Raw genomic sequence first — 25,436 nt, 5'->3', positions numbered from 1 at the left:
TCACTTCATTCGCCGCACACAAACCTTCATCCCTTTTCGCCAAAAGGAGTAAACTGTCGCCACTTTTTTATACTGGTAAGCAATGAATATGTCTGATTCTTCTCTTATCCAGCGCCCAAGAAGGCTGCGCTCCAGCGCGTCGATGCGCGCAATGTTTCAGGAAACCACCCTTAGCGTGAACGATCTGGCGTTACCGATCTTCGTTGAGGAAGGCGTGGATGATTACAAAGCAATTCAGGCGATGCCTGGCGTGGTCCGTATTCCTGAAAAGCGCCTCGCTTATGAAATCGAACGTATTGCAAAAGCGGGTATCCGCTCGGTAATGACCTTTGGTATTTCACACCACCTTGATGCTACCGGCAGCGATGCGTGGAATGAGAACGGCCTGGTGGCGCGTATGTCGCGCATTTGCAAAGACACCGTGCCAGAAATGATCGTTATGTCTGACACCTGTTTTTGTGAATACACCAGCCACGGCCATTGCGGCGTTCTGTGCGATCACGGCGTCGATAACGATGCAACCTTACTCAACCTCGGTAAGCAGGCAGTTGTTGCCGCCGCAGCGGGGGCAGATTTTATCGCGCCTTCCGCAGCAATGGACGGTCAGGTACAGGCGATTCGCCAGGCACTGGATGCTGCCGGATTTACCCAAACGGCTGTCATGTCCTATTCCACCAAGTTTGCATCGTCGTTCTACGGCCCGTTCCGTGAAGCGGCGGGAACTGCGTTGAAAGGCGACCGTAAGACTTATCAGATGAATCCAATGAATCGTCGCGAAGCCATTCGCGAGTCGCTGATCGACGCCGCAGAAGGCGCAGATTCACTGATGGTGAAACCGGCTGGCGCTTACCTCGACATTCTGCGAGATATTCGCGAACGGACAGAATTACCGCTGGCTGCATACCAGGTGAGCGGTGAATACGCCATGATTAAATTCGCAGCTCAGGCTGGCGCCATTGATGAACATAACGTGGTGCTGGAAAGCCTGGGAGCAATTAAGCGTGCCGGTGCCGATCTCATCTTCAGCTATTTCGCCCTTGATCTCGCGGAACAAAAGATACTCTGATGCCCTTCTAAGACAGCGACCTGTATTGCCCCGGTCGCTGTCTTTTGCTTCGCTGACCATAAATGCTGAATAAAAAGCGTCAACAGCTGAAGAGGTCAAACTTCAGGAGTGGCAGGCCTGAAGGGTTTTATTTGCTGGCCAGATCATCAATCAGTGTCTGGTTAAATTTCACCGGCTCTTCCATCTGTGGCGCATGTCCCATGCCGGGGAACTCAATCAGACGCGCCCCCGGAATCTGCTTCGCGACATCCTTGCCTAACACGTTATAGTGCCCCAGCTTCGCTTTCACCGCTGGTGAAGCAATATCGCTGCCAATGGCGGTGGTATCCGCAGTGCCAATCATCAAGGTGGTCGGCACTTTCAGATTTTTAAACTCATAGAATACCGGCTGGGTAAAAATCATGTCGTAAATCAGCGCCGAGTTCCACGCAACTTTCTTATGCCCAGGTCCACTGTTTAACCCGGCCAGCATATCGACCCATTTATCATATTCCGGCTTCCAGTGCCCGACATAGTAGGTGCGCTGTTCATACTTTTTGATGCCTGCCGCACTCAGCTTTAACTCACGCTGATACCACTGATCAACGGTACGATACGGCGCGCCTTTGGCTTTCCAGTCCTCTAATCCAATCGGATTTACCAGCACCAGCTTTTGTGTTTGATCGGGATACATCAGCGCATAACGCGTCGCCAGCATGCCGCCGGTAGAGTGTCCAACAATCACCGCTTTTTCGACGCCGAGTTGCGTTAACAATCGATGGGTATTTTCAGCTAACTGTTGAAAAGTGTATTGATAATACGCCGGCTTGGTCGAACTGCAAAAGCCGATTTGTTCCGGTGCGATGACGCGATAACCTTTCTGGCTCAACGCGCGAATAGTGTCTTCCCAGGTCGCACCGCAGAAGTTTTTGCCGTGCATCAGTACCACGGTTTGTCCATTGGCGTGTTGTGGCGGCTTCACATCCATATAACCCATGCTAAGCGGTTGCTGCTGGGAGGAAAAATTAAAATGTTGCAACGTAGCCGGGTAATGAAAACCTTCAAGCTGTTCGCCATAAATATTGGCAGCATTGACCGTTGTAGTACTGAATAAGGCCAGCGAGGTGAGCAAAGCGGCAAGCGGTTTCTTCAACGCGTATGTCGGGCTCATCCGGGTTCTCCGTGTGATAAAAATTATCCTAAGCCTGGCACGGCAAAGCAGAAAGTGTATTGCTGCCCTGTGCTATGTGGCTGATTCTATATATAACCAGCACTCAACTTATTCACCAGAACTAAACAGTTAAATAATTTTCCTGCGAATTTATTGATTTTATTATTCCCTTTCTCCTTTTCGTCTTTTTTTGCAACAAAAGAGCAACAAGGAAAAATATCTCTTTTATTTCATGACGCTCCGGTTATCAAAACAATAAACCTTCGCCTCTGGTTAAAATTTCCCATAAGTAATGTGGAGGGATCGATAAATTATTCTAAACTTATGGCGTCTAAACAAGAGGTGGCTTATGAGTGACAAGAAATACAATGAAGGGGTGATTATTTCCCTCACGCTATGGATTAATAATCATCTTGACCAGCGCTTAACCGTTGATGATATTGCTGAAAAAGCGGGTTATTCCAAATGGTATTTACAGAAGCTGTTTGCACGTTACCAAAATGAAACTCTGGCGCGCTATATTCGCAAGCGCAAATTAGCCGCCTGTGTGCACGATTTAAAAAACAGTAATGCGCCCATTATTGGACTGGCGATAAAATACCATTTTGAAAGCCAGCAATCTTTTACCCGCGCATTCAAACATGTAATGGGTTGTACGCCACGTGTGTGTCGCAAAAGACAGCTGGATGCGGAGACTCAGGCACAGCTGGCAGATTGTCCGCACCCTTGTGCGCTCTGTATGCAGGCGACAACGGCCAGAGCAAATCCTGTATGCAGTGGCCCTACGCAACGCAGTACGCTTTGCCCCGTTAAATATCAAAGCCAGCAACTTATTTTCCTGAGCAGAACGCTTCTGTCTGATAATATTGCACAGCCGCCTGAAAGCGCTCGCGATACCTGGCGATGTGATGCCGATTGATGTCGGGCAATAAATAAACGCAGCCACAAGCATATTGCTGATAAAAAATTTCGCGCCTGATTCAATTATGTAACGGTCATTGCTCCCCTTATCCATTTGAAATTTCTGATAATTTATCTAAAATTATGGTGCCGTTACGCTGATGCTAAAATTATTCATTTTCAGCACCCGACTTTCGGGAAAATGACCAGACGAAACGGGCCTGCCTTCCATAGCAGCCAGTGATAGCCGTTGTCAGTTAAAGGAATGAGATATAAGTAACTGTTAAGTATGGGTTAAACGCCGCGTTAGGGCGATCTGTTATAAAATTCCGCCGCTCAGACGCTTAATTCTTTGCGTATTTGTGCGGAAGACATGCTACCGCATTTCTCTTCTATTTCCTTGTTCCTGAATAGTTTCCTGCTTATTACGGTTAATTCTTCTTATCGGGCTCGCTTTTATGTGACCGGTAACTCACCGGCGTCAGCTATGTTTACATAACCTTAACAAGATTGACAAAGCTGAACCTTCAAGGAGACATGTATGCATACCGCCCACACTAAAACCCACCAGAATCGCTTTATATGGTTCGTTTGCTTTATGGCTGCCCTGTCCGGCCTGCTGTTTGGACTTGTTATTGGCGTTATTGCCGGAGCGCTACCCTTTCTTTCAACCGATCTGCATATCAGCAATCACGAACAGGAATGGGTGGTGAGTTCAATGATGTTTGGCGCAGCGATAGGGGCGTTGGGCGCTGGCTGGATGTCCGCCAAACTGGGACGCAAAAAAAGCATGCTGACGGGAGCCATACTGTTTGTGATTGGTTCTTTGTGGTCGGCCTTTTCGCCCGACGTTGAATCGCTGGTCTGTGCGCGCGTGATGCTGGGCCTGGCGGTTGGCATCGCATCGTATACCGCACCGCTTTATCTTGCAGAGATCGCTCCAGAGCGCATCCGGGGTTCGATGATATCCATGTATCAGCTGATGTTAACTACCGGCATTGTTGTCGCTTATCTGTCCGACACCGCTTTTAGCTACAGCGGTAGCTGGCGCTGGATGCTGGGAATTATCGCCATTCCGGCCATCATCCTGTTTATTGGCGTTCTGTTTCTACCAAACAGCCCGCGCTGGCTGGCGGCGCATGGTCGCTTCAATGAAGCCCAACGCGTGCTGGATCGGCTACGTAACACCAGTGAACAGGCAAAACAGGAGCTGGAAGAGATCCGTGAAAGTTTGCAGGTTAAACAACGTGGCTGGTCGCTGTTTAAAACCAACGGCAACTTCCGTCGCGCCGTGTGGCTGGGGATGCTGTTACAGGTGATGCAGCAGTTTACCGGAATGAACGTGGTGATGTATTACGCGCCTAAAATTTTCAATATTGCCGGTTTTTCCAGCACCAGTGAACAGATGTGGGGCACGGTCATTGTGGGTCTGGTTAACATGCTGGCAACGTTAATTGCGATTGGTTTTGTTGATCGATGGGGACGTAAGCCAATGCTCACCACAAGCTTTTTAATCATGGCGATTGGCATGGGCATTCTGGGTACGCTGCTGCATATTGGCGTCGAAACCGATTTCCGGAAATACTTCGCCATTGCCATGTTGCTAATGTTTATCGTGGGTTTTGCTATGGCGGCCGGCCCGGTGATCTGGCTGCTGTGCTCCGAAATCCAGCCATTAAAAGGGCGCGATTTTGGTATTACTGCCTCTACTACCACCAACTGGGTAGGCAATATGATTGTCGGCGCAACCTTCCTCACTTTGCTGGACAAGCTGGGCAATGCCAACACTTTCTGGTTCTATGCGGCGCTCAATCTGGCGTTTATTTTGCTGACGATGCTGTTAGTGCCGGAAACGAAGCACGTCACACTGGAACACATTGAACGCAATCTGATGAAAGGCAAGGCACTGCGGAATATCGGGGACTAACCGTTCAGTATCGGCCAGTTAACGCGTTGAGAGGCCCGAAGTTCCGGGTCTCCGAGTGACTGGCTTAAGTCATTTCGTCGTGGGGAAACATCAGGATTCTTTTACCTTCGGACTTTTGGTGACTGCCTGCGGGTTGTCCTGTGATAAGGCGCTGGCGCTGGCCGGATCGAACAACGAAAGACTCTCTATCTGATCGACCATAATCACTTTTCGGAACGTCATGGCATTTTTGGGTTCTGATTCCAGCGTGATGCCATGCTCCGCATACCATTTACTGTAATTATGTTCGACCGCCAGCTTCAGCGTTTTGCTGTCGCGATAGCCGCTGAGCATCGGAATCACGACTATATTCGCGGTATTTTCATATTCAAAGGTGGCAGCATGCACCATGCCGATATAGATGCGGCGCGATTTGAGGGTGATCCAGGCGAGTTCTCCCTCTTCCATGCACTGAAACAGTAACTGCTCAACACCGTTGGAACGGGATAGTTGTTGATAGAGGTTTCTACGGTTTGGCGCGTTCAGCTGCGCGCTGCCCGACCAGTTTGAGCGATAAAGACAAAAGAATATCGCAAACGCCAACATCACCACCACCGGCGCCTGGATACCGAGAAAACTCCAGTTCATAAACTCCATTTGCCATTTCAAATGGACGCCGGGAATCGCTTGCAGCGCATTCATAGCCCCTGACACAGCCAGCAAAATCAGCCAAATAATGCCGGTAGCCAGCACGCCTTGTAAGACGAAAATACAGCCGTATAACGCGACAAGGAAGTACATATCCCAACCGGATGAGCGGCGAATTTTGAAACGGCTGGAGAGGTCGCGACTGGTGTACCAATAGCCGCTGACCATCAACACCATAAATATCGCTGTTCCCATGTCATACCCCTTTCAGTGCGTTCACATGGCGAGCAAAATCCTCGCGTACCTCATCACTGGTGATATTGACGGAGGCATTACCATTCTCGTCAATGATAATGCGCTCGCCATCAGCAATCGAATCGTTGATGTCCTGGCGGGTCATGATCTGAAGGAACGTCTCTGGGCTGGCGAAAACAGAAAGAGCATATCTGAACATGTTGATCACTTCATTTAGCATAAAACGAAAGTATGTGATCAGATCATCATTCCCGCCATGTTATAGAGAGTAAGTGTTCTTAAATTCAAATAATTAGCCAGACGGCTAATACGTATTTCAGACAAAGGCTGAGAAGGCGCGCCGACATAAAGCCAGCCCGCCCGCAGATAACGAAATTAACGCCCCTTCTTCTTACGCCCTGGCTGAGTAAAACGTTTACGTGACGCTGAATGGCCTTCCGCTTTTTCCGTGCTTTTCGGTCGGTTAGCGCCCGGCTTTTTCGCTGCAACGGTTTTAGCCTGAGCTTTTTTTGCCGGTTTCGCATCGGAGGAGGAGTGTTCAAGCAGCCTGAATAACGCAATCAGTTCATCGTCAGTTAAATCGCGCCATTCACCCAGCGGCACCCCTTTCAGGCTGATGTTCATAATACGCGTACGTTCGAGTTTGGTAACCTCATAACCAAAGTGTTCGCACATGCGGCGAATCTGGCGATTAAGCCCTTGCACTAAGGTAATTCGAAACACAAATGGCGCTTCTTTCTTTACTTTACATTTTTTGGTTACCGTTCCCAGCATTGGCACGCCAGCGCCCAGGCCGTGGATAAATTCATCCGTCACCGGCTTGTTAACTGTGACCAGATATTCTTTTTCATGGTTGTTGCCTGCCCGCAGGATTTTGTTCACTAAATCGCCATGATTGGTCAGTAAAATCAGACCCTGTGACTCTTTATCCAGCCGTCCGACAGGAAAGACACGTTTACTGTGATTAACGAAATCAACGATATTATCTCGTTCACCGTCTTCCGTCGTGCTGACGATACCAACCGGTTTATTCAGCGCGATCAGCACTAAATCTTCTTCATCACGCGGCTCGATAAGCTGACCATTCACCTTCACTACATCCCCGACAGCGACCTGATCGCCAATCACCGCCCGTTTACCGTTAATAAAAACATTTCCCTGTTCGATATAACGATCGGCATCACGACGAGAACAAATGCCGCTCTCGCTAATGTATTTGTTAAGACGAATAGATGAGTTAGTCAGCATGATGCCTCCATAAAATAAATTAGAGCGCCTGCGCGCAAGCCCAGGCTGAACTCCACGCCCACTGGAAGTTATAGCCGCCCAGCCAGCCAGTGACGTCCACGACTTCACCGATAAAGAACAATCCCGGCACGTCTCGCGCTTCCATAGTTTTAGAAGAAAGCTGCGTAGTATCTACGCCGCCGAGCGTGACTTCAGCGGTACGATAGCCTTCGGTGCCGTTTGGCTGCACGCGCCATTCGTGTAGCGTTTGTACCAGTCCGGCCTGCTGTTTACTGTTAAGCTGTTTCAGGCTGACGTCCGGCACTATTTTCATCTCTTGCAAGATCTCGACTAAACGCTTAGGCAGCAGTTTCGCCAGGCTGTTTTTCAGGCTGAGATTGGGATGCGCCTCGCGCTGCACATTAATAAATGCGTCCAGATCGCTGGCAGGCGACAAATTAATAGTGACGAATTCGCCTGGCTGCCAGTAACTTGAAATTTGTAGCACCGCCGGGCCGGATAAGCCGCGATGGGTGAACAGCATCGCTTCTTTAAACAGCGTGCCATCCTGCGCTTTAATGGTGGTATCCAACGCAACGCCGGAAAGCGTTTGTAATTGCGCCAGTAGCGGCTTGTGCAACGTAAAGGGCACCAGCGCTGCACGGGTGGGGAACACAGTGAGGCCAAACTGCTCCGCAATTTTATAGCCGAATGGCGACGCGCCCAGACCCGGCATAGACAGCCCGCCGCTGGCGACCACCAGTTTTCCAGCCTGCACGGCGCCATCACTCAATTGCAACATATAACCGGCTTCATTGCGGTTCACGCTCAGCACCTCCGAGCGCAGACGCAGCGAAACCCGTCCTTTTTCACACTCCTTCAGCAACAGCCCGACAATCTGTTGTGCCGAATCATCGCAAAACAGCTGACCCAGCGTTTTTTCATGCCAGGCGATGCCGTGCTTATTTACCAGATCGATGAAATCCCATTGGGTATAACGCGCCAGGGCGGATTTACAAAAATGAGGATTATGCGACAGATATGCCGCAGCTTCGGTATAAAGATTAGTGAAATTACAGCGGCCTCCGCCAGACATCAAAATCTTGCGTCCCGGCTTTTTGCCATTATCCAGCAGCAGAACGCGGCGGCCCCGAAGGCCAGCCTGCGCGGCACAGAACAAGCCTGCGGCCCCGGCGCCAACGATGATAACGTCAAATTGTTCCACTGCTACTTATCCCGCTTTATCAGAAAGGCGCAGATTGTAGTGATCTGCTCACTCCGACGCCAGTGTCAAAAAACCACCGTAAATATGTCATATTATAACTGATTAATTTTTAGGAAATTTTCTTTGATCCCGACAGGTAAATTACAACTTTCCCACAAATTAAAGCTATATTTCTCTTTCCCATACAGCATGTTGTCGCGGATAATGCGCCGCGTTCATGTCCTCCCAAAATGGCGTAACGCTTATGCTACATCTGTTTGCTGGCCTGGATCTTAGTACCGGCCTGTTATTGGTTCTTGCTCTGCTGTTTGTATTGTTTTACGAAGCAATCAATGGTTTTCACGACACGGCTAACGCAGTTGCGACGGTCATTTATACCCGCGCCATGCGGGCCCAGCTTGCTGTAGTGATGGCAGGCGTATTTAATTTCTTTGGCGTATTGCTCGGTGGTTTGAGCGTTGCCTACGCCATTGTTCATATGCTGCCTACCGATCTGTTATTGAATGTTGGATCGGCCCACGGTCTAGCCATGGTGTTTTCTATGCTGTTGGCGGCGATCATCTGGAATCTTGGCACCTGGTATTTAGGGCTGCCTGCCTCCAGTTCTCATACCTTAATTGGCGCGATTATCGGTATCGGTCTCACCAATGCGTTGATGAACGGTACTTCCGTGGTTGATGCGCTCAATATCCCGAAAGTGATCAACATTTTTCTGTCCCTGATTCTGTCGCCGATTGTTGGTCTGATCATCGCGGGTAGTTTGATTTTCATCCTGCGTCGTTACTGGAGCAGCACTAAAAAACGTGCGCGTATCCATATGACACCTGCTGACCGTGAAAAGATTGATGGCAAAAAAAAGCCGCCATTCTGGACCCGTATCGCCCTGATTATTTCCGCCATTGGCGTGAGCTATTCACATGGTGCTAATGATGGCCAAAAAGGCATCGGTCTGATTATGCTGGTTCTGATTGGTGTGGCACCGGCGGGCTTCGTGGTAAATATGAGCGCTTCCGGTTATGACATTACACGTACCCGCGATGCCATTAATCACCTCGAACAGTATTACCGCCAGCACAATGAGTCGCCGACGCACATCGTTCAGATGGCACCGCCTGTTCTGCCTACGCCAGAAGAAGTGCCGTCAGGCCCGCAGCAGTTCCATTGCGACAGCGCACGTGCGCTGCAAGCGGTGCAGCATGCGCAAGGATTGCTGAATAATCTGCAAAGCTATGACCAGCTGTCCGTTGATCAACGCAGCCAGATGCGTCGCCTGCTGTTATGTATTTCAGATACGGCGGATAAAACGGCGAAGCTGCCTGAAACCACCGCGGATGACCAACGCTTCCTCAACAAGCTGAAAAGCGATCTGCTCGGCACCATTGAGTATGCGCCAGTGTGGATTATCGTGGCGGTTGCTGTCGCGTTAGGCACGGGAACGATGATTGGCTGGCGTCGTGTGGCCACGACCATCGGTGAGAAAATTGGTAAAAAAGGCATGACTTACGCGCAAGGGATGTCGGCGCAGGTCACTGCTGCGCTGTCAATTGGGATTGCCAGTTATACTGGCATGCCGGTTTCCACCACGCATATCCTCTCTTCTTCTGTTGCCGGAACCATGCTGGTAGACGGCGGCGGATTGCAGAGCCGAACCATTAAAAACATTGCTATGGCATGGGTTTTCACTTTGCCAGTATGCATTGTGCTTTCAGGTTCGCTTTACTGGATAGCGCTAAAGCTGGTGTAAATCAGCGCTAACTGGGGCGACGCAAGTCGCCCTTTTTAATGCCAAATCGCCAACGCGATCAGGCTAATGACCACCAGTCCACACAACGAACTGGTCAAAATAAACTGGCCGCGTACCCGCTCACAGCGACGGATAAACTCTTCATCATGATGATCAAGGTAACGCTTTGACCAGATATAGCGTACCAGCCGTACCTGTTTGCTGGGTTGTCCATGAGAAGTGAAAAAACCAGCCCCATCAACGTACTGATACAGCAACGGATCGCAGCCTCGCAGTACCGCCAGTAAAGCGCGCAGTGAAGAGAAATAGCGTGCCATATTCACAATACAAACCACACACAGAGCCCAAAAAAGCGCGATAGTGCTGATCATCATGTTCCCCTCCCGGCTGGAACCGCAGAGACGCTTACAGCGGCGAAACGCTGAATACGCCCCACAGAAATTTCCAACCACTGAATAAACCAGACTGCGATATTGTTTTGACAAGCCTGGACGGCCAGTACATTAGGTAATGTGGCCGTCATTTTCAGTGTAGGAGAAATGTTTCATTTTTTTCCAGCGAGGATTTTCGTTCAGCGCGAGCAAATATCGCTTACTTTTGATCTTATTCACAACCGTAGCGGCTACAGAAGCATTTGTTAACATTCACGGCTATACTCAAAAACATAACAATATGCCGTCTGCTTCGTAGACGAAAACTTTGGTGGCGCTCATCGCCCGCTCGCGTAAAGGATTTCGCCTGGCTGTGACGCGGCAGAAAGACAGGTTGCCATCCTGAATCTTGTGAAAGGAGTTATATCATGGCTTATAAACATATCCTGATTGCAGTAGACCTTTCTCCCGAAAGCCAGTTGCTGGTGGATAAAGCCGTTTCGCTGGCTCGCCCTTATGATGCCAAAATTTCTCTGATTCACGTTGATGTGAATTACTCCGATCTCTACACCGGCCTGATTGACGTAAATCTCGGCGATATGCAGAAACGTATTTCCCAGGAAACGCATCAGGCGCTGAAAGGCTTATCTGACTCGGCGGGTTACCCGATCAGTGAAACCCTGAGCGGCAGCGGCGATCTCGGTCAGGTGTTAGTGGATGCGATTAAGAAGTACGACGTGGATATGGTGGTATGCGGTCATCATCAGGACTTCTGGAGCAAGCTGATGTCATCAGCCCGTCAGCTGATTAATACCGTGCACATCGACATGCTGATTGTGCCGCTGCGCGATGAAGAGGACGAATAAGCCTTCTCGCTGATAAAAAAGCCGGTTTGCGAACCGGCTTTTTACTGTAATTAATGTGCTAAGGGTGAATAAATATCAAAACGGTGGCTTTTCGTTACCACCGCCGATTGTGTTGCAATACCCGCCAGCGGCGGCGCGTAATCGGGACGTTTCACCACAATACGCTTTTTGGCCAGGCGCCGCGCCGGTTCCAGCAACGCATCAGCATCATCATCAGAACCAACCAGCGTCTGAAAGACCCGCATCTCCTTTTTCACCATCGCGCTTTTCTGGCGATGCGGATACATGGGATCGAGATATACCACATCAGGTTGCGGAGAAATATCGCTCAGCGCTTGTGCGCTAGAGGCGTGAATGAGTGTCAGCCGCTCACGCAACCAGTCACCAATTTCAGCGTCCTGATAGCCGCGCTGCAACCCATCTTCCAGCAATGCCGCCACCACCGGGTGTCGTTCCAGCATCCGCACCCGACAACCTAAAGCCGCCAGCACAAACGCATCGCGCCCCAAACCCGCCGTCGCATCCACTACATCCGGCAGATAACCGCCTTTGATGCCCACCGCTTTTGCCACCGCTTCACCGCGTCCGCCACCAAATCGACGACGATGCGCCATCGCGCCGGAAACGAAATCGACAAAAATGCCGCCCAGCTTCGGTTCATCGCGTTTGCGCAGTTCTAGATGCGCTGGCGTTTGTACCAGCGCCAACGGTGCATCATCATCGTGCTCTAGCTGCCAGCGCTGCGCTAAAAGTGATAAGGCGCCGTCTCCGGCGCCTGATTCATCGAGCAAACAGATTTTCACGTAACGACTTATCCCTGAATGCCGTAATGTTCCAGCATCGCATCCAGCTGTGGCTTGCGACCCCGGAAGCGTTTAAACAGCGCCATTGGCTCTTCTGAGCCCCCGCGCGTCAGGATAGTGTCGAGGAAGGACTGGCCGGTTTGACGGTTAAAAATACCTTCCTCTTCAAAGCGCGAGTAAGCATCAGCAGCCAGCACATCCGCCCACAAATAGCTGTAATAACCGGCTGCATAGCCACCTGCAAAGATATGGCTGAAAGCATGCGGGAAGCGTCCCCATTCCGGGCTGGGTACGACAGCAACAAGGTTTTTCACTTCACGCAGGGTTTCCAGGATTTGCGCGCCTTTTTCCGGATTGAATTCGGTATGCAGACGGAAATCAAACAGGCCAAATTCCAGCTGACGCAGGATAAACAGCGCCGCCTGGTAGTTCTTGGCCGCCAGCATTTTATCCAGCAACGCTTTTGGCAGCGGCTCGCCGGTTTCATAATGACCGGAGATAAAGGCCAGCGCGTCCGGCTCCCAGCACCAGTTTTCCATAAACTGACTTGGCAGTTCGACGGCATCCCACGGCACACCGCTGATGCCCGCAACGCCCGGCGTTTCCACGCGCGTAAGCATATGGTGCAAACCGTGACCAAATTCGTGGAACAGCGTGATCACTTCATCATGCGTGAACAGCGCTGGCTTGCCCTTCACCGGGCGGTTGAAGTTACAGGTGAGGTAGGCCACCGGTTTTTGCAGGCTGCCATCAGCTTTACGCATTTGGCCGACGCAGTCATCCATCCATGCCCCGCCACGTTTGTGCTCCCGTGCGTACAGGTCGAGATAGAAGCTGCCGCGTAATTCACCGGTTTCGTCAAACAGGTCGAAGAAACGCACATCCGGATGATAAACATCTACATCGGTGCGCTCTTTGGCGCTGATGCCGTAAATGCGTTTTACCACTTCAAACAAGCCCGCCACCGCGCGCGATTCCGGGAAATAAGGACGCAGTTGCTCATCGCTGATAGTGTAAAGATGTTGCTTCTGTTTCTCGCCGTAATAAGTGAGATCCCATGGATTCAGGTTATCAACGCCATGTTCTTTTTTTGCAAAGGCGCGAAGCTGTGCCAGCTCTTTTTCGCCTTGCGGGCGGGCGCGCTTCGCCAAATCGTTGAGAAAATCGATCACCTGTGACGGGCTTTCGGCCATCTTGGTCGCCAGCGATTTGTGAGCAAAGGAATCAAAGCCCAGCAGCTCAGCCAGCTCGTGTCGCAGTGCTAGCTCTTCCGCCATGATCGGGCCGTTATCCCATTTACCGGCGTTCGGGCCTTGATCGGAAGCACGCGTCGAGTAAGCGCGATACATCTCTTCACGTAGCGCGGCATTGTCGCAATAGGTCATGACCGGCAGGTAGCTTGGAATATCCAGCGTTAACAGCCAGCCTTCCTGCTCTTTGGCTTCCGCCTGTGCTTTTGCGGCGGCCATCGCGCTTTCCGGCATACCCGCCAGCGCATTTTCATCAGCGATCAGTTTGCTCCAGCCCATCGTGGCATCCAGCACATTGTTGCTGTAAGCAGAACCCAGTTCGGAGAGGCGCGCAGCGATTTCGCCATAACGCTTTTGCTTATCTTTTGCCAGGCCAATGCCGGAAAGTTCAAAATCACGCAGCGCATTATCTACCGCTTTCTTCTGTGCTAAATCCAGGGCCGCGTAATTGTCGCCTTCTTTCAGGTTGCGGTACGCCTGATACAACCCCTCATGCTGACCGACCCAGGTACTGTATTCTGACAGTAGCGGCAGCGTTTGCTCGTATGCCTGACGCAGCTCCGGGCTGTTTTTCACCGAATTAAGATGGCTAACCGGCGAGAAGATACGGCCAAGGCGATCGTCGGTTTCGGCTAACGGCTGAACCAGATTATCCCAGGTGTAAGGTGCGCCTTGCGCCACCACTTTTTCCACCATCGCACGGCAATCGTTCAATACCTCGGTAACGGCAGGAACTACATGCTCAGGCTGAATAGCAGAAAATGGCGGAAGGGTAAAAGAAGTGAGTAACGGATTGGTCATAGCGCAGTCCTTTATCAATGTATGAAGCGCGACGGGTCGCGCAATGCAATCTTAGTAACATGCGGCTAAGTGTAGCGAAAATCAATGGCAGGCAAGGCGAGGCGCGGAAGAAACGGGCAGTTGTCCGGTTCAGGGTGTAAAAAGCCGTGAAACATCAACAAAGCGGTGCAAATAAGAGTGGACAATGCGAAACGTCAGCAATTGTTCGCGTCTGGCGTTATAATCCCGCACATCGCTGTATCCCATTTTAGCTGCAACCTCGGAAATCCCATTTTTTATGCTGAGCTATCGCCACAGTTTTCACGCCGGCAACCATGCCGATGTGCTGAAACATACCGTACAGAGCCTGATTATCAGCGCGCTCAAAGAAAAAGAAAAACCGTTCTTTTATCTCGATACACATGCAGGTGCAGGACGTTATCAACTGAGCGGTGAACACGCTGAACGCACTGGCGAATATCTGGAAGGCATTTCACGTATCTGGCAGCAGCCCGATGCGCCAGAATTGCTGCAACCTTATTTTGACGCGATTCATGCCCTCAATCGTGGTGATACGCTGCGTTATTATCCAGGCTCGCCGTTAATTGCGCGTCATCTGTTACGTGAAGACGATAAATTACAGCTGACAGAGCTGCATTCCAGCGATTATCCGCTGTTGCGCAACGAATTCAGCAAAGACAGTCGCGCACGCGTTGAGCGTGCCGATGGGTATCAACAGCTGAAAGCCAGGCTGCCTCCGCCATCACGCCGTGGACTGATTTTGATCGATCCGCCGTATGAGATGAAAAGCGATTATCAGGCAGTGGTAAAAGGTATCCAGGAAGGCCACAAACGCTTTAGTACTGGCATTTTCGCGTTGTGGTATCCGGTCGTATTGCGCCAGCAGATCAAACATATGCTGCGCGATCTGGAAGCCACCGGCATTCGAAATATATTGCAAATTGAGCTGGCGGTTCGCCCTGATAGCGCCCAGCGCGGTATGACAGCATCCGGTATGATTGTTATCAATCCACCCTGGAAACTGGCGGGCCAGATGAAAACGCTGTTGCCGTGGCTGCATCAAAAACTGGTTCCGGCCGGTACGGGAAACTTCAGCGTGACGCAGGTCGTGCCAGAGTAACCCGACGTTTAGCCGCGATAATCTCTGTCGCGGCTGTTACCCTCGACGATACCCCTGTCAGATTATGTGCAGCAACGTTTCCTGTCATGCCCCTGCTGTTTTGCCTGCCCCGCCCATCCTAAATGTCGAATACCGCGAAATCATGCGCCAACTCGGTAGCAGGAAAGACAGACTGACATTCTGCCAACAGGCGCGCCATATCCTGTGGTAAATAACGTGAACTGAAATGAGTGGCAATCATGCGTTTTGCACCGGCTTTCTTTGCCGCCTCGGCTGCCTGGAGCGTAGTTGAATGTCCGCGCCCGTTAGCCTTCTCCATCATTTCCGCTTCAAGCGTGGTTTCATGCACCATGACATCAACATTCGCGGCCAGTTGTAGCGCAACGTCCGTCGGCGCGGTATCGCCGAAAATCGCCAGCGTTTTGCCTTTGGTAGCGGGACCAAGATAATCAGCGCCGTTAAATTCCCGGCCATCTTCCAGCGTAATGGTTTTACCCTGCTTCAACTGCTGATACCAGGGACCGCGCGGCACGCCTTCGGCTTTCAGGCGCAAGGCATCAAGAAAACCCGGCTTATCATATTGTTCAATGCGATACCCAAAGCATTCGATAACATGATTAAGCGGCCAGGCAGTGACGCGAAACTCGCCGTTATCCAGCACCGTTCCCGCCTCGATCTCTATAATTTCCAACGGATAGCTGGTATAGGAACCACTGAGCGACAGCGCGGTTTCGATAAAGGCTTTAATGCCTTTCGGTCCGTACACGGTGAACGGCTCCGTCAGCCCGGCCATAGAACGGCTGGTGAGTAAGCCGGGCAGACCAAAAATATGATCGCCATGCAAATGAGTGATAAAAATCTTATCTAGCCGCCCCGGTTTCAGTGCGCTGCGCATGAACTGATGCTGCGTGCCTTCGCCGCAATCAAACAGCCAGGTTTCCCCGCGGATAGAGTGCGTAAAAGCGATGGCAGACACATTGCGTTGCAGGCTGGGCGCACCGCCGCCAGTGCCAAGAAAAGTGAGACGCATGCTATGCTTCCCTGTAAAAGATGGAAAAATTTAACCCTATTACAATCATAGGTGCAAACTTTGCGTCAATTCGACCCGCAGCGTTACACTCTATGCCAATTTTTCTTGCAACCGAATGGATATAGCAATGACCCGACATTTTGACTATCTCGCCATTGGCGGCGGCAGCGGCGGCATCGCGTCAATTAACCGTGCGGCAATGCATGGACAGAAATGTGCTCTGATTGAAGCTAAAGAGTTGGGCGGCACCTGCGTCAACGTGGGTTGCGTGCCAAAGAAGGTAATGTGGCATGCTGCGCAGATTGCCGAAGCTATTCATCTTTATGGACCCGATTACGGTTTTGATACTACGGTCAATCGCTTCGACTGGGCAACCCTGGTGAAAAACCGCAGCGCCTATATCGACCGTATCCATACCTCGTATGACAACGTGCTAGGCAAGAATAATGTCGAGGTGATTAAAGGCTTTGCCCGTTTTGTTGATGCGCACACGGTGGAAGTAAACGGCGAAACCATTACCGCCGATCATATCCTGATTGCCACCGGTGGACGTCCGAGCCATCCGGGCATTCCAGGAGCCGAATATGGCATTGATTCTGACGGTTTTTTTGAACTCGATGCGCTGCCAAAGCGTACCGCCGTGGTCGGTGCAGGCTATATCGCGGTTGAACTGGCAGGCGTGGTGAATGCGTTAGGCTCAGAAACGCATCTGTTTGTGCGTAAACATGCACCGCTGCGAACCTTTGATCCGTTGATCACCGAAACCCTGGTTGAAGTGATGAACGCTGAAGGCCCCAGACTGCATACGCATGCGGTTCCAAAAGCCGTAATCAAAAACGCGGATGGCAGCCTGACGCTGCAGCTAGAGGGGGGTAGCGAGCAAACCGTTGATTGTCTGGTGTGGGCGATTGGTCGCGAACCCGCTAACGACACGCTGAATATTGATGTGGCGGGCGTGGAGCTGGACGAAAAAGGCTATATCAAGGTCGATAAATTCCAGAACACCAACGTGTCAGGTATTTACGCCGTGGGCGATAATACGGGTGCGGTTGAGTTGACGCCAGTTGCCGTCGCGGCGGGTCGTCGCCTTTCTGAGCGCTTGTTTAACAACAAGCCGGATGAACATCTGGATTACAACAATATCCCAACCGTTGTATTCAGCCATCCGCCAATTGGTACTGTGGGGTTAACTGAACCACAGGCACGTGAGCAGTACGGCGATGACCAGGTGAAAGTGTACAAATCCTCCTTCACTGCTATGTACACCGCAGTCACACAACATCGTCAGCCGTGCCGGATGAAGCTGGTTTGTGTGGGTAAAGAAGAGAAGATTGTTGGCATTCACGGCATTGGTTTCGGTATGGATGAAATGCTACAGGGCTTCGCGGTGGCGTTAAAAATGGGCGCGACTAAGCAAGATTTCGATAATACTGTGGCGATTCACCCGACAGCATCGGAAGAGTTTGTGACGATGCGCTAAACCGCTCAGGCAAAAACGCTGATCGCCTTTAAATTACCCTGTTTTCCAGCACAGGGTAATTTTTTTCCTGCCGCCCGGACCAACGTAGCCTTTTTACTTCTTTGACGATGCGGCCATATATGCCAACGCCGGTTAATTAAACCGCTCCAGCCAGCGCACATAGGCTTGATCCCACAACGCAGCAGGCGTGCCTGCTTTCCCCAAACCAAAGCCGTGACCGCCTTCGCTAATCTGAATCAGCTCAACCGGCACATGATTGCGGCGACAGGTGTTGCGCATTAACTCGGTGTTGAAAGGACTGGACGTGCGATCGTCTTCAGCCTGCGCTAAAAACGTCGGCGGATAGTTACGCGTGACATAGTTTTGCACCGACCAGCTGGCCTCATCCTGTGGTGTGGCATTTTTTCCCACCATCATCAAATGCGTCGTGGTGTGCTGATAGGGCATTTCGAGCGTAATGACCGGATAAATCATGCCAACGCTGTCAACGTTTGGCACCATCTCATCCAGTGGATCCTGGGGGGCGTAAGACGCAAAATCGGGTCGGGCTGCTGCCATCCCCAGCAGATGCCCACCGGCTGAGAAGCCCAGCACATGCACCTTGCGCTCAAACGAGCGCACCAGGCGAATAGCGCGCTGCGCATCCTGTAGCGGTGCCAGGTGCCCAGCTTGCCACTTCTCATGGGGCAGACGATAGCTCAATACATAGGCGGTATAGCCATTTGTATTAAGCCAGCGTGCGACTGGCCAGGCTTCGCGCCCCATGCCAATCCAGCGATAGCCCCCACCCGCCGCGATTAATACGGCCTCACCGTTAGGATTTTCCGGATTAAAACGCTGAATTGCCGGACTCACGATATTCGACCAGGAGCCATTTTTGCTGACATGTAGCTCACCGGACGGGCCGCCGCCGCCGGGAGGTTCATCCGGCCAGAGAGGAACGATGTCATTACGGGCAAACAATTTGCCGGTCGTCATCGAAAGCGCGAGCGCTCCCGAGCCGAGAATAAAGTGTCGACGCGTAATCATAATGCCTGTTATTTAATGCCAAACGAATCAGCCAACCATTGCGGCTCGCTGCGGTAATAGTAGAGACGAATCCAGTGCCAGATACTGGCGATTATGTCCGCAACTTTACCTTAAAATCCATAAAAAAACGCGTCGAAAAGACGCGTTTGTATGTGAGTGAAGCGGGCGGTATTAATCTTCTTGCTGAAACTGGGCCATGACGGCTTGTTCACACTGCTGCTCATCCGAACGCAATTTGGCGCGCTCGTCATCCCCTAATTGCAGCCATGCGCTGACGACATCATGCGCGGTATCCTCATCAAATTCCGGCTTTTTCATTGCAGATGACGACTGGCTTTGCGCCACATTTGATTTCATTTTCTCAACGTACTGGTCAGCATTAGAGGTCGAATGTTCGCTGCTGACAATGTGACACAACTGGCTGGCATAGACATTTTGTTCATTATCATCAGCAGCCAGTGCGCTGCCGGAAACCAGCATGCCCAGCAGCAGTATTTGCGTCGTTTTCATTTAATACTCCTGTTTTATCGGGTTAAGAAAATTATTGATTGCGATGGCGCGCTTCAAGCCGTTTCTGCCGCCAGTTAAGCAGCGGTGTCACCGTTACGCCATGAATCACAATGCTGCACACCACCAGCGTCAGCGCCATATCAACCATCAACTCGGCCTGTTCTCCCTCCATGCCATGAACCCAGGCGAAGGCAATATAGTTGAGGCTACCGATACCGCGAATTCCCAGCCAGCCGATCAGCAATCGTTGCGCCATGGGAATGCCGCCGCCAATGGTCACAAGCCATACCGCCAACGGCCGGACCACCACAAACAGCAACAGTCCGAGCAGCACGCCGTTAAGGTTCCAGTGATGCACCAGCGTCACGCCCAGCACCACCATCATCAACGCAGCCAGCAAGCGTTCGATAGTATCGCCAAACGATAGCGCATCCCCTACCACCAGCCCTACCGACTTGACCATGCCGTTGCCTTGCTGTTCCATACGTTTATTGGGGTTTACCAGCGCTTCGGCAGGCATTACACGCTCATCCTCAGACATATCATCCGACTGATAACGTTTGAACACGCGTAGCTCGGCACGGCGCAAACCCACACCGGCGGCAAAGGCGGCGAGGAAACCGGATGCCCCTAACCATTGCGCCAGCGCATAACTTAGCGCAATTAACGCCAGGGCAAGAAAGTCATTAGGCGCGACATCGCCATTCGCGCTGCGCAAGTGGGTTGCCAGCAAACCGATTATTCGCCCAAGGACGAACCCTGTCAGCAGCCCGCCGCCAATCGCCCACAGCACCTCTCTTGCGCCCCACTGCGTCAGCAACGCACCGTTCAGGCTCTGCCCGTTGAACAGCAGTAATGCCAGTACCAGCAACGGCAGAGCGGAACCGTCATTCATTCCCGCTTCACTGGAGATCGCCACGCGCAGCGAATCATCATCGCGTGCATCGTTAACTGAAATCAGACTTGCCAGCACCGGATCGGTAGGCGCCACAATCGCCCCAAACGCCAGCGCTAGCGGCCAGTCAAAGCCAATAAGCCAGTGCACCAATACGGTCATCGCCATCACGGTCAACAGCATGGCAGGAAACGCCAGCCGAACGCCGGTACGCAAGCTGTGGGCTTTGAGCGGCAGACGCAGCTTCAGGCCGGTAATAAACAGGGACGCCGCCATGGTAATTTCGGTGATATGCGCCACCAGATCGGCATGGCTGAGTATGTCAATTTGCAGGACGTTAAACATCCATGGGCCACACAGCAAGCCCGCAACCAAAAAGAGGCCGAATGGAGTGACCGGCCCACGGTGTATCCAACCGGAAGCCAGTGACATTAGCAACAACAGGCAACCCGTTGCGGCTGTCCAGGCAAGAAAATCCATAGTGATCCGTCTTAATTCGAGATTATCTCTAAGCCTGGCACAAGAATTGTCAGGCTGAAGGATCAGTTTTTAAGGCGGGGCGGCAAAGCAGGGTCAGGCTAACAACGTTGGCTCCGGTCGATAATGCCGATCCCGCTAAAGAGACAGCCAGTAAAGATGCCGCTATTTTTGCCATGATGAAGAGAAAGTATCAGAGCTGGCAGAGCACACGAGCGGCCCCGGATGAGCTGAAGGCGAGGCTTTTTGTACCGGGCCCTCACTGAGGACCCGTAAGCAGACGATCAGTTTTAATGCCCTTGTTTCTCACCACGCGACATCTTATCCAGCCAGCCCATGACAAATGCCGAGAGCACGAACGTCAGGTGAATAATCACATACCACATTAGCTTGTCATTAGTGACATTGCGCGCTTCCATAAAGACGCGCAACAAATGAATAGAAGAAATTGCCACAATCGAGGCCGCGACTTTATTCTTCAGCGAGCCGGAATCCATCTTTCCCAGCCAGCTCAGCTTCTCTTTATTTTCATCAATGTCGAGTTTAGAAACAAAATTCTCATAACCCGACAGCATCACCATAACCAGCAGGCCGCCAACCAGCGTCATGTCTACCAGCGACAGCAGCAGCAGAATCAGATCGTTTTCCGCAATGCTAAAAATGCCGGGCAACAGGTGAAAAATTTCCTGAAAAAATTTGATGGTTAGCGCCAGCAATCCCAGCGAAAGGCCAATGTAAACCGGAGCCAATAACCAGCGCGATGCATACATCAGATTTTCGGTAAAACGTTCCATAAGCTTCCAGTAATTTACCAATAAGTGAGGCATTATAACCGATGAACGGCAAATTTATTTCAATCCATTTTCACAAATCCAGGCAAGCGCGCCTTATCAATAACAGTCTACACGCCGCACACCTTAGCAGTGCCTCGCGATTTTTATCGGTTTATCCACTGATTTTTCAGCAAATTAAATTGTTTCGCAACCGGCTCTGAAGCCAGCCTTGTTAAACATCGCCCACACGTTCGGCTTGTTCTGCTGAAACATAGCGGTGCCTGCTCCGAAAAAGGTATGCGCGATCTTTCTGCTGACGATCTGGAACGCTGCATTGCGTAACGTAGCGATCGGCTGAGAACCAATGGTCACGTTGCGGATGAGTAACAGGGGCGGAGAAGCGAGAGACAGGCGCTGATTAATAAGATGCGATTTCTCAGCGCATCATCAGCGCGTCGATTGTGGATCAGCCTCTGAGATAAGCACCCTGCTTTTCTCAGAGGCGATAATACGTAAAGGTGCCTCACGTTTTTTCATCAAACGCGGCGGCAAGAATGTCCTTTATCCGCACGTTAAATTGCTTTGATGCTCTCTTCTTCCCTCTGTCTTTCGAAGCTTTCCTTACTGACCGGCTGTTCTTTACCGACACGCTCGATTGGGCCCATGACAAACAGGAACAGCACGGCGGCAAGCACGCAGTGGGCGCCGACAAATGCCAGTCCAATGCTGTAGCTGCCGGTCAAACCGACGATGATGCCAAACAGCAGTGGCGTGACGAAACCGGCGATATTACCGATGCCGTTAAAAATCGCGCCAGCCAGGCCAACCGCTTCTTTTGGCGCGGTATCGCTGATCACCGTCCAGGTGCCCGCTCCTGCCGCCACACCTTTGCCAAAAAAGGCAAACGACATAATGGCGATAATGCCGACATTGCTGGGGATCACCGCCGCCAGCGTCAGACTTGCCGCCATCAGCATACCAACGATATAAGGAGTTTTGCGTGCCCAGGAAACGCTCCAGCCGTGCGCGAGCAGCTTGTCAGAGATGTAACCGCCGCTAATACCACCGAGGAAACCGAACAGCGCCGGAGCAATAGTGGCTAAACCGGCATCAAGAATATTCATGCCGCGCGCCTGCACCAGATAAATAGGGAACCAGGTGATAAAGAAATAGCTCAGCGCAATGATGCAATACTGTCCGAGGTAGGCGCACCATAACATACGGTTAGTCAGCAATTTCCTGAATATCGCTTTGCTCAGCACCGGACGCTCCTTCAGCGTTTTCGCGGAGTCAATATCCACCAGCCCGCCCCCATCAACAATGTGGCGCAGCTCCGTTTCCGATACGCCTGTATGATTTCGCGGTTCACGCATATAACTGGCCCAGACAAGCACGGTCACCACGCCAATGCCGCCTAATACGAAGAACGGCCATTCCCAGCCGTAGCGTGATACCAGCCAGCCGGAAAGCGGTGAGAATATGGCGACAGCGAAGTATTGCGCCGAACTAAACAGCGAAGAGGCGCGACCGCGTTCCGCGCCAGGAAACCACATGATAACCACGCGGGCGTTGGCCGGAAAACTTGGCGCTTCAATCAATCCCAGCACAAAGCGCAGGCCGAACATCAGCACCAACGCACCGGTCATACCGCTGGAAAACTCACCGACAAAGCCCATCGCAATGGTGGCTATTGACCAGAGAACCAGCGTCACGCCATACACTTTTTTGGCGCCAAAACGGTCAAGAAACAGGCCGCCGGGGATCTGGCCGATCACGTAAGCCCAGCTAAATGCCGACAGGATCAGTCCAAGTTGGATCGCTGACAGGCCAAACTCCTCTTTGATCGCCGATCCGGAGATCGACAGGATCGAGCGGTCGGCATATGCCACAACCGATAAGAACAAGATCAAACACAATATCCAGATGCGAACATGCGTCGTTTTGGTCACGCGTTTATCTTTCAACATGAGGTGAATTCCTTAAAAAGGGGCAGCTCCATGCCGCAAAGATTTTTTTCAGGAATACCGCTGAAATTCCCCTGTCCAGGCAATATAGATAGAAGAGCAATAAAAGGTCATTGTGCGATTGGTGAGATTATCAGACGCATTTGCCGGAAATTTTGGCATCTGCCACAACACGCAGTGCGACGCTGCACATAAGCCAAAAAAGAATCCTGTTTTTGCTGTGGAATGTGCGCCAGGTCGAAGAAATCGGTCACTATGACAGCTATGCGCCCTCTATTTTTCAGCAAAATGTGCACCCGTTAGCAACAGTAAAATCAGCAAGTTGCCAAAGCGCGGGCCGACACTTAGGCTACAAATGAATTCATTCAACCATTTTATTTTTGAATGAAAATAAAATTCTAAAATACCCTGCGGAGTTTGCGATGAAGAAAAACGCATTTGTATTGCTGTGCCTGTTAGGTGTCTCCACTTCTGCGCTGGCTGAAAAAATTGGCGTGTCGATGGCCTACTTTGACCAAAACTTTTTGACTATTATTCGACAGGCGATTGATAAAGAAGCAAAAGCGCGCGGACTGGAAACGCAGTTTGAGGACGCACGCGGCGATGTCGGGCGACAAACCGATCAGGTGCAAAGTTTTATCGGTTCAGGTGTGGATGCCATCATCGTCGATCCGGTCGATTCGGCCAGTACACCGGTGCTGGCTAAGCTGGCGCAACAGGCGAAGATCCCGCTGGTATTCGTGAACCGTTCACCCGGCAATAAGGCATTGCCGCCAGGCGTCGTGTTTGTTGGCTCTGACGAACGCGAATCAGGCGTGCTGCAAATGGAAGCGCTGGCGAAGATGGCCAACTATCGCGGCAACGTCGCCATTATGATCGGCAATCTGACCGATGCCGGCGCATTGCAGCGCACCAAAGACGTTGAACAGGTCGTCGCGAAATATCCCAATATGAAAGTCGTGCTGAAACAGACCGCCAATTACTCGCGTAGCGAAGGCGTGGATCTGATGATTAACTGGCTGTCGAATGGCGAAGACATTGATATTGTCGCCGCGAATAATGACGAGATGGCGATCGGTGCCACCATGGCAATTGCACAGACGAAACCGAATAAAACCATTCTGATCGGCGGTATTGATGCGACACCAGACGGATTAAAATCGCTGGCTAAAGGCGGTATGCAGGTCACGGTTTTTCAGGATGGGATTGGACAGGGCAAAAAATCGGTTGAAGTGGCACAACGTTTAATGAAAGGCGAAAAAGTCGATTCGCATCAATGGATCCCCTTTGAGCTGGTCGCTAAACAGAATATGCAGCAGTACGTTGAAAAAAGTAAATAAATGCGAAACCGGAGCAGCTGAACGGCTGCTCCGTTCTTTATCTGGCAGGCAATAACGTCGCCATCATCACCACATCATGCAGTTTACCTTCCCGCAGCGATGCCTGCCGACGCACACCTTCGCGCTCAAAGCCGAGACGTTCATACAAGCGCAGCGCACGGTGATTATCGTGAAACACTTCCAGTTCGATGCGCGTCACGCCCAACCAGTTTTGTGCATATTCTATGCCAGTACGAATCAGACGCTCGCCTACTCCACGTCCGCTAAAGGCGGGATCAACGCCGATGCCAAAGCTGATGCAATGGCGGGTACGCGGCTTATTATCGACAAACAGCGTTAACTCGCCCACCATCTGGCGATCAATTTCGGCGATAAAGGCGATATAACCTTCAGCGTCCATTTTTATAAATTTCTTTTCCCACGTGGCTACGCTTGGATACGGCATTTGTAGCGTCCAGGGATAAACATCAGGATGGCTGTACAAACGCTGATAAGTCGCAGCATCGCCTGGTTCACGTCCACGAATAATAATTTCCATATTTTCTCCTGTTAGACGATAGGTTTTATTGCACTAAGCTGTAACTCTTCATGGGACGGAAAGAGTGA

23 protein-coding genes are annotated in these 25,436 nt (G+C 51.3%); 8 read left to right on the top strand and 15 right to left on the bottom strand.

What is annotated here, in order from left to right:
* Window positions 1-88: 88 nt before the first annotated feature.
* Window positions 89-1,066 carry a porphobilinogen synthase gene (gene hemB, locus QRY16_RS10930; protein WP_289776596.1) on the top strand — a complete coding sequence of 326 codons (978 nt, stop codon included), beginning with the start codon at window positions 89-91 and terminating at the stop codon, window positions 1,064-1,066.
* A gap of 127 nt (window positions 1,067-1,193) precedes the next feature.
* Here hemB and QRY16_RS10925 read toward each other — a convergent pair whose 3' ends face one another.
* On the bottom strand, window positions 1,194-2,216 hold the full coding sequence (locus QRY16_RS10925) for an alpha/beta fold hydrolase (protein ID WP_193405584.1): 1,023 nt from the start codon (window positions 2,214-2,216) through the stop codon (window positions 1,194-1,196).
* Window positions 2,217-2,565: 349 nt separating this feature from the next.
* Here QRY16_RS10925 and QRY16_RS10920 point away from each other — a divergent pair, with 349 nt between their 5' ends.
* Window positions 2,566-3,135: a helix-turn-helix domain-containing protein gene (locus tag QRY16_RS10920; protein ID WP_193405582.1), complete on the top strand. Its 570-nt coding sequence runs from the start codon at window positions 2,566-2,568 to the stop codon at window positions 3,133-3,135.
* A gap of 522 nt (window positions 3,136-3,657) precedes the next feature.
* Window positions 3,658-5,043: a sugar porter family MFS transporter gene (locus QRY16_RS10915; RefSeq protein ID WP_289776595.1), complete on the top strand. Its 1,386-nt coding sequence runs from the start codon at window positions 3,658-3,660 to the stop codon at window positions 5,041-5,043.
* 90 nt (window positions 5,044-5,133) lie between these two features.
* Here the strand turns inward: QRY16_RS10915 and QRY16_RS10910 are convergent, their stop codons facing one another.
* The 4 genes from QRY16_RS10910 to QRY16_RS10895 form a co-directional block, all read right to left on the bottom strand.
* On the bottom strand, window positions 5,134-5,925 hold the full coding sequence (locus QRY16_RS10910) for a hypothetical protein (RefSeq protein ID WP_289776594.1): 792 nt from the start codon (window positions 5,923-5,925) through the stop codon (window positions 5,134-5,136).
* Between the two features lies 1 nt (window position 5,926).
* Window positions 5,927-6,124: a hypothetical protein gene (locus QRY16_RS10905; protein WP_193405580.1), complete on the bottom strand. Its 198-nt coding sequence runs from the start codon at window positions 6,122-6,124 to the stop codon at window positions 5,927-5,929.
* A gap of 176 nt (window positions 6,125-6,300) precedes the next feature.
* A complete protein-coding gene (gene rluF, locus QRY16_RS10900; RefSeq protein ID WP_289776593.1) occupies window positions 6,301-7,173 on the bottom strand; it encodes a 23S rRNA pseudouridine(2604) synthase RluF in 873 nt (290 codons plus the stop codon).
* A gap of 19 nt (window positions 7,174-7,192) precedes the next feature.
* On the bottom strand, window positions 7,193-8,377 hold the full coding sequence (locus tag QRY16_RS10895) for a BaiN/RdsA family NAD(P)/FAD-dependent oxidoreductase (RefSeq protein WP_289776592.1): 1,185 nt from the start codon (window positions 8,375-8,377) through the stop codon (window positions 7,193-7,195).
* A gap of 244 nt (window positions 8,378-8,621) precedes the next feature.
* Here QRY16_RS10895 and pitA point away from each other — a divergent pair, with 244 nt between their 5' ends.
* Window positions 8,622-10,121: an inorganic phosphate transporter PitA gene (gene pitA / locus QRY16_RS10890; protein WP_289776611.1), complete on the top strand. Its 1,500-nt coding sequence runs from the start codon at window positions 8,622-8,624 to the stop codon at window positions 10,119-10,121.
* Between the two features lie 35 nt (window positions 10,122-10,156).
* Here the strand turns inward: pitA and uspB are convergent, their stop codons facing one another.
* The gene (uspB, locus tag QRY16_RS10885) at window positions 10,157-10,492 is read right to left on the bottom strand and encodes a universal stress protein UspB (protein ID WP_193405720.1); all 336 of its coding nucleotides are present in this window, start codon (window positions 10,490-10,492) and stop codon (window positions 10,157-10,159) included.
* 428 nt (window positions 10,493-10,920) lie between these two features.
* On the opposite strand from uspB, the gene uspA reads away from it, so the two are divergent.
* Window positions 10,921-11,358 (top strand): universal stress protein UspA, encoded by a 438-nt coding sequence (uspA, locus tag QRY16_RS10880; RefSeq protein ID WP_289776591.1) that lies wholly within the window; start codon window positions 10,921-10,923, stop codon window positions 11,356-11,358.
* A 50-nt stretch (window positions 11,359-11,408) separates the two neighbouring features.
* On the opposite strand, the gene rsmJ is transcribed toward uspA, so the two are convergent.
* Window positions 11,409-12,161 (bottom strand): 16S rRNA (guanine(1516)-N(2))-methyltransferase RsmJ, encoded by a 753-nt coding sequence (rsmJ, locus tag QRY16_RS10875; protein ID WP_193405576.1) that lies wholly within the window; start codon window positions 12,159-12,161, stop codon window positions 11,409-11,411.
* An 8-nt stretch (window positions 12,162-12,169) separates the two neighbouring features.
* Complete coding sequence (gene prlC, locus QRY16_RS10870) at window positions 12,170-14,212, bottom strand: oligopeptidase A (RefSeq protein ID WP_289776590.1); 2,043 nt, start codon at window positions 14,210-14,212, stop codon at window positions 12,170-12,172.
* A gap of 277 nt (window positions 14,213-14,489) precedes the next feature.
* Between prlC and QRY16_RS10865 the strand changes: the two genes are divergently transcribed.
* Complete coding sequence (locus QRY16_RS10865) at window positions 14,490-15,332, top strand: 23S rRNA (adenine(2030)-N(6))-methyltransferase RlmJ (protein WP_193405574.1); 843 nt, start codon at window positions 14,490-14,492, stop codon at window positions 15,330-15,332.
* Window positions 15,333-15,450: 118 nt separating this feature from the next.
* Here QRY16_RS10865 and rnz read toward each other — a convergent pair whose 3' ends face one another.
* On the bottom strand, window positions 15,451-16,362 hold the full coding sequence (rnz, locus tag QRY16_RS10860; RefSeq protein ID WP_289776589.1) for a ribonuclease Z: 912 nt from the start codon (window positions 16,360-16,362) through the stop codon (window positions 15,451-15,453).
* A 127-nt stretch (window positions 16,363-16,489) separates the two neighbouring features.
* On the opposite strand from rnz, the gene gorA reads away from it, so the two are divergent.
* A complete protein-coding gene (gene gorA / locus QRY16_RS10855; RefSeq protein WP_289776588.1) occupies window positions 16,490-17,842 on the top strand; it encodes a glutathione-disulfide reductase in 1,353 nt (450 codons plus the stop codon).
* Window positions 17,843-17,974: 132 nt separating this feature from the next.
* Here the strand turns inward: gorA and QRY16_RS10850 are convergent, their stop codons facing one another.
* The 5 genes from QRY16_RS10850 to QRY16_RS10830 all read right to left on the bottom strand — a co-directional run bounded on the left by QRY16_RS10850 (window position 17,975) and on the right by QRY16_RS10830 (window position 23,493).
* Window positions 17,975-18,871: an alpha/beta hydrolase gene (locus QRY16_RS10850; RefSeq protein WP_193406042.1), complete on the bottom strand. Its 897-nt coding sequence runs from the start codon at window positions 18,869-18,871 to the stop codon at window positions 17,975-17,977.
* Between the two features lie 171 nt (window positions 18,872-19,042).
* Window positions 19,043-19,381 carry a hypothetical protein gene (locus QRY16_RS10845; protein WP_193406043.1) on the bottom strand — a complete coding sequence of 113 codons (339 nt, stop codon included), beginning with the start codon at window positions 19,379-19,381 and terminating at the stop codon, window positions 19,043-19,045.
* A gap of 31 nt (window positions 19,382-19,412) precedes the next feature.
* On the bottom strand, window positions 19,413-20,756 hold the full coding sequence (locus QRY16_RS10840; protein WP_289776587.1) for a cation:proton antiporter: 1,344 nt from the start codon (window positions 20,754-20,756) through the stop codon (window positions 19,413-19,415).
* Between the two features lie 287 nt (window positions 20,757-21,043).
* The gene (locus QRY16_RS10835; RefSeq protein WP_289776586.1) at window positions 21,044-21,547 is read right to left on the bottom strand and encodes a TIGR00645 family protein; all 504 of its coding nucleotides are present in this window, start codon (window positions 21,545-21,547) and stop codon (window positions 21,044-21,046) included.
* A 551-nt stretch (window positions 21,548-22,098) separates the two neighbouring features.
* A complete protein-coding gene (locus QRY16_RS10830; RefSeq protein ID WP_193406047.1) occupies window positions 22,099-23,493 on the bottom strand; it encodes an MFS transporter in 1,395 nt (464 codons plus the stop codon).
* Window positions 23,494-23,912: 419 nt separating this feature from the next.
* On the opposite strand from QRY16_RS10830, the gene QRY16_RS10825 reads away from it, so the two are divergent.
* Window positions 23,913-24,830, top strand: a complete 918-nt coding sequence (locus QRY16_RS10825) for a sugar ABC transporter substrate-binding protein (protein WP_289776585.1) — start codon at window positions 23,913-23,915, stop codon at window positions 24,828-24,830.
* 37 nt (window positions 24,831-24,867) lie between these two features.
* Here the strand turns inward: QRY16_RS10825 and QRY16_RS10820 are convergent, their stop codons facing one another.
* Complete coding sequence (locus QRY16_RS10820; protein WP_289776584.1) at window positions 24,868-25,368, bottom strand: GNAT family N-acetyltransferase; 501 nt, start codon at window positions 25,366-25,368, stop codon at window positions 24,868-24,870.
* Between the last annotated feature and the right edge of the window lie 68 nt (window positions 25,369-25,436).

The organism is Mixta mediterraneensis, from assembly GCF_030283135.1.
Lineage (GTDB): Bacteria > Pseudomonadota > Gammaproteobacteria > Enterobacterales > Enterobacteriaceae > Pantoea > Pantoea mediterraneensis.
The sequence above is the reverse complement of the archived record's forward strand: the minus strand, read 5'-3'. Positions and strand labels throughout refer to the sequence as shown.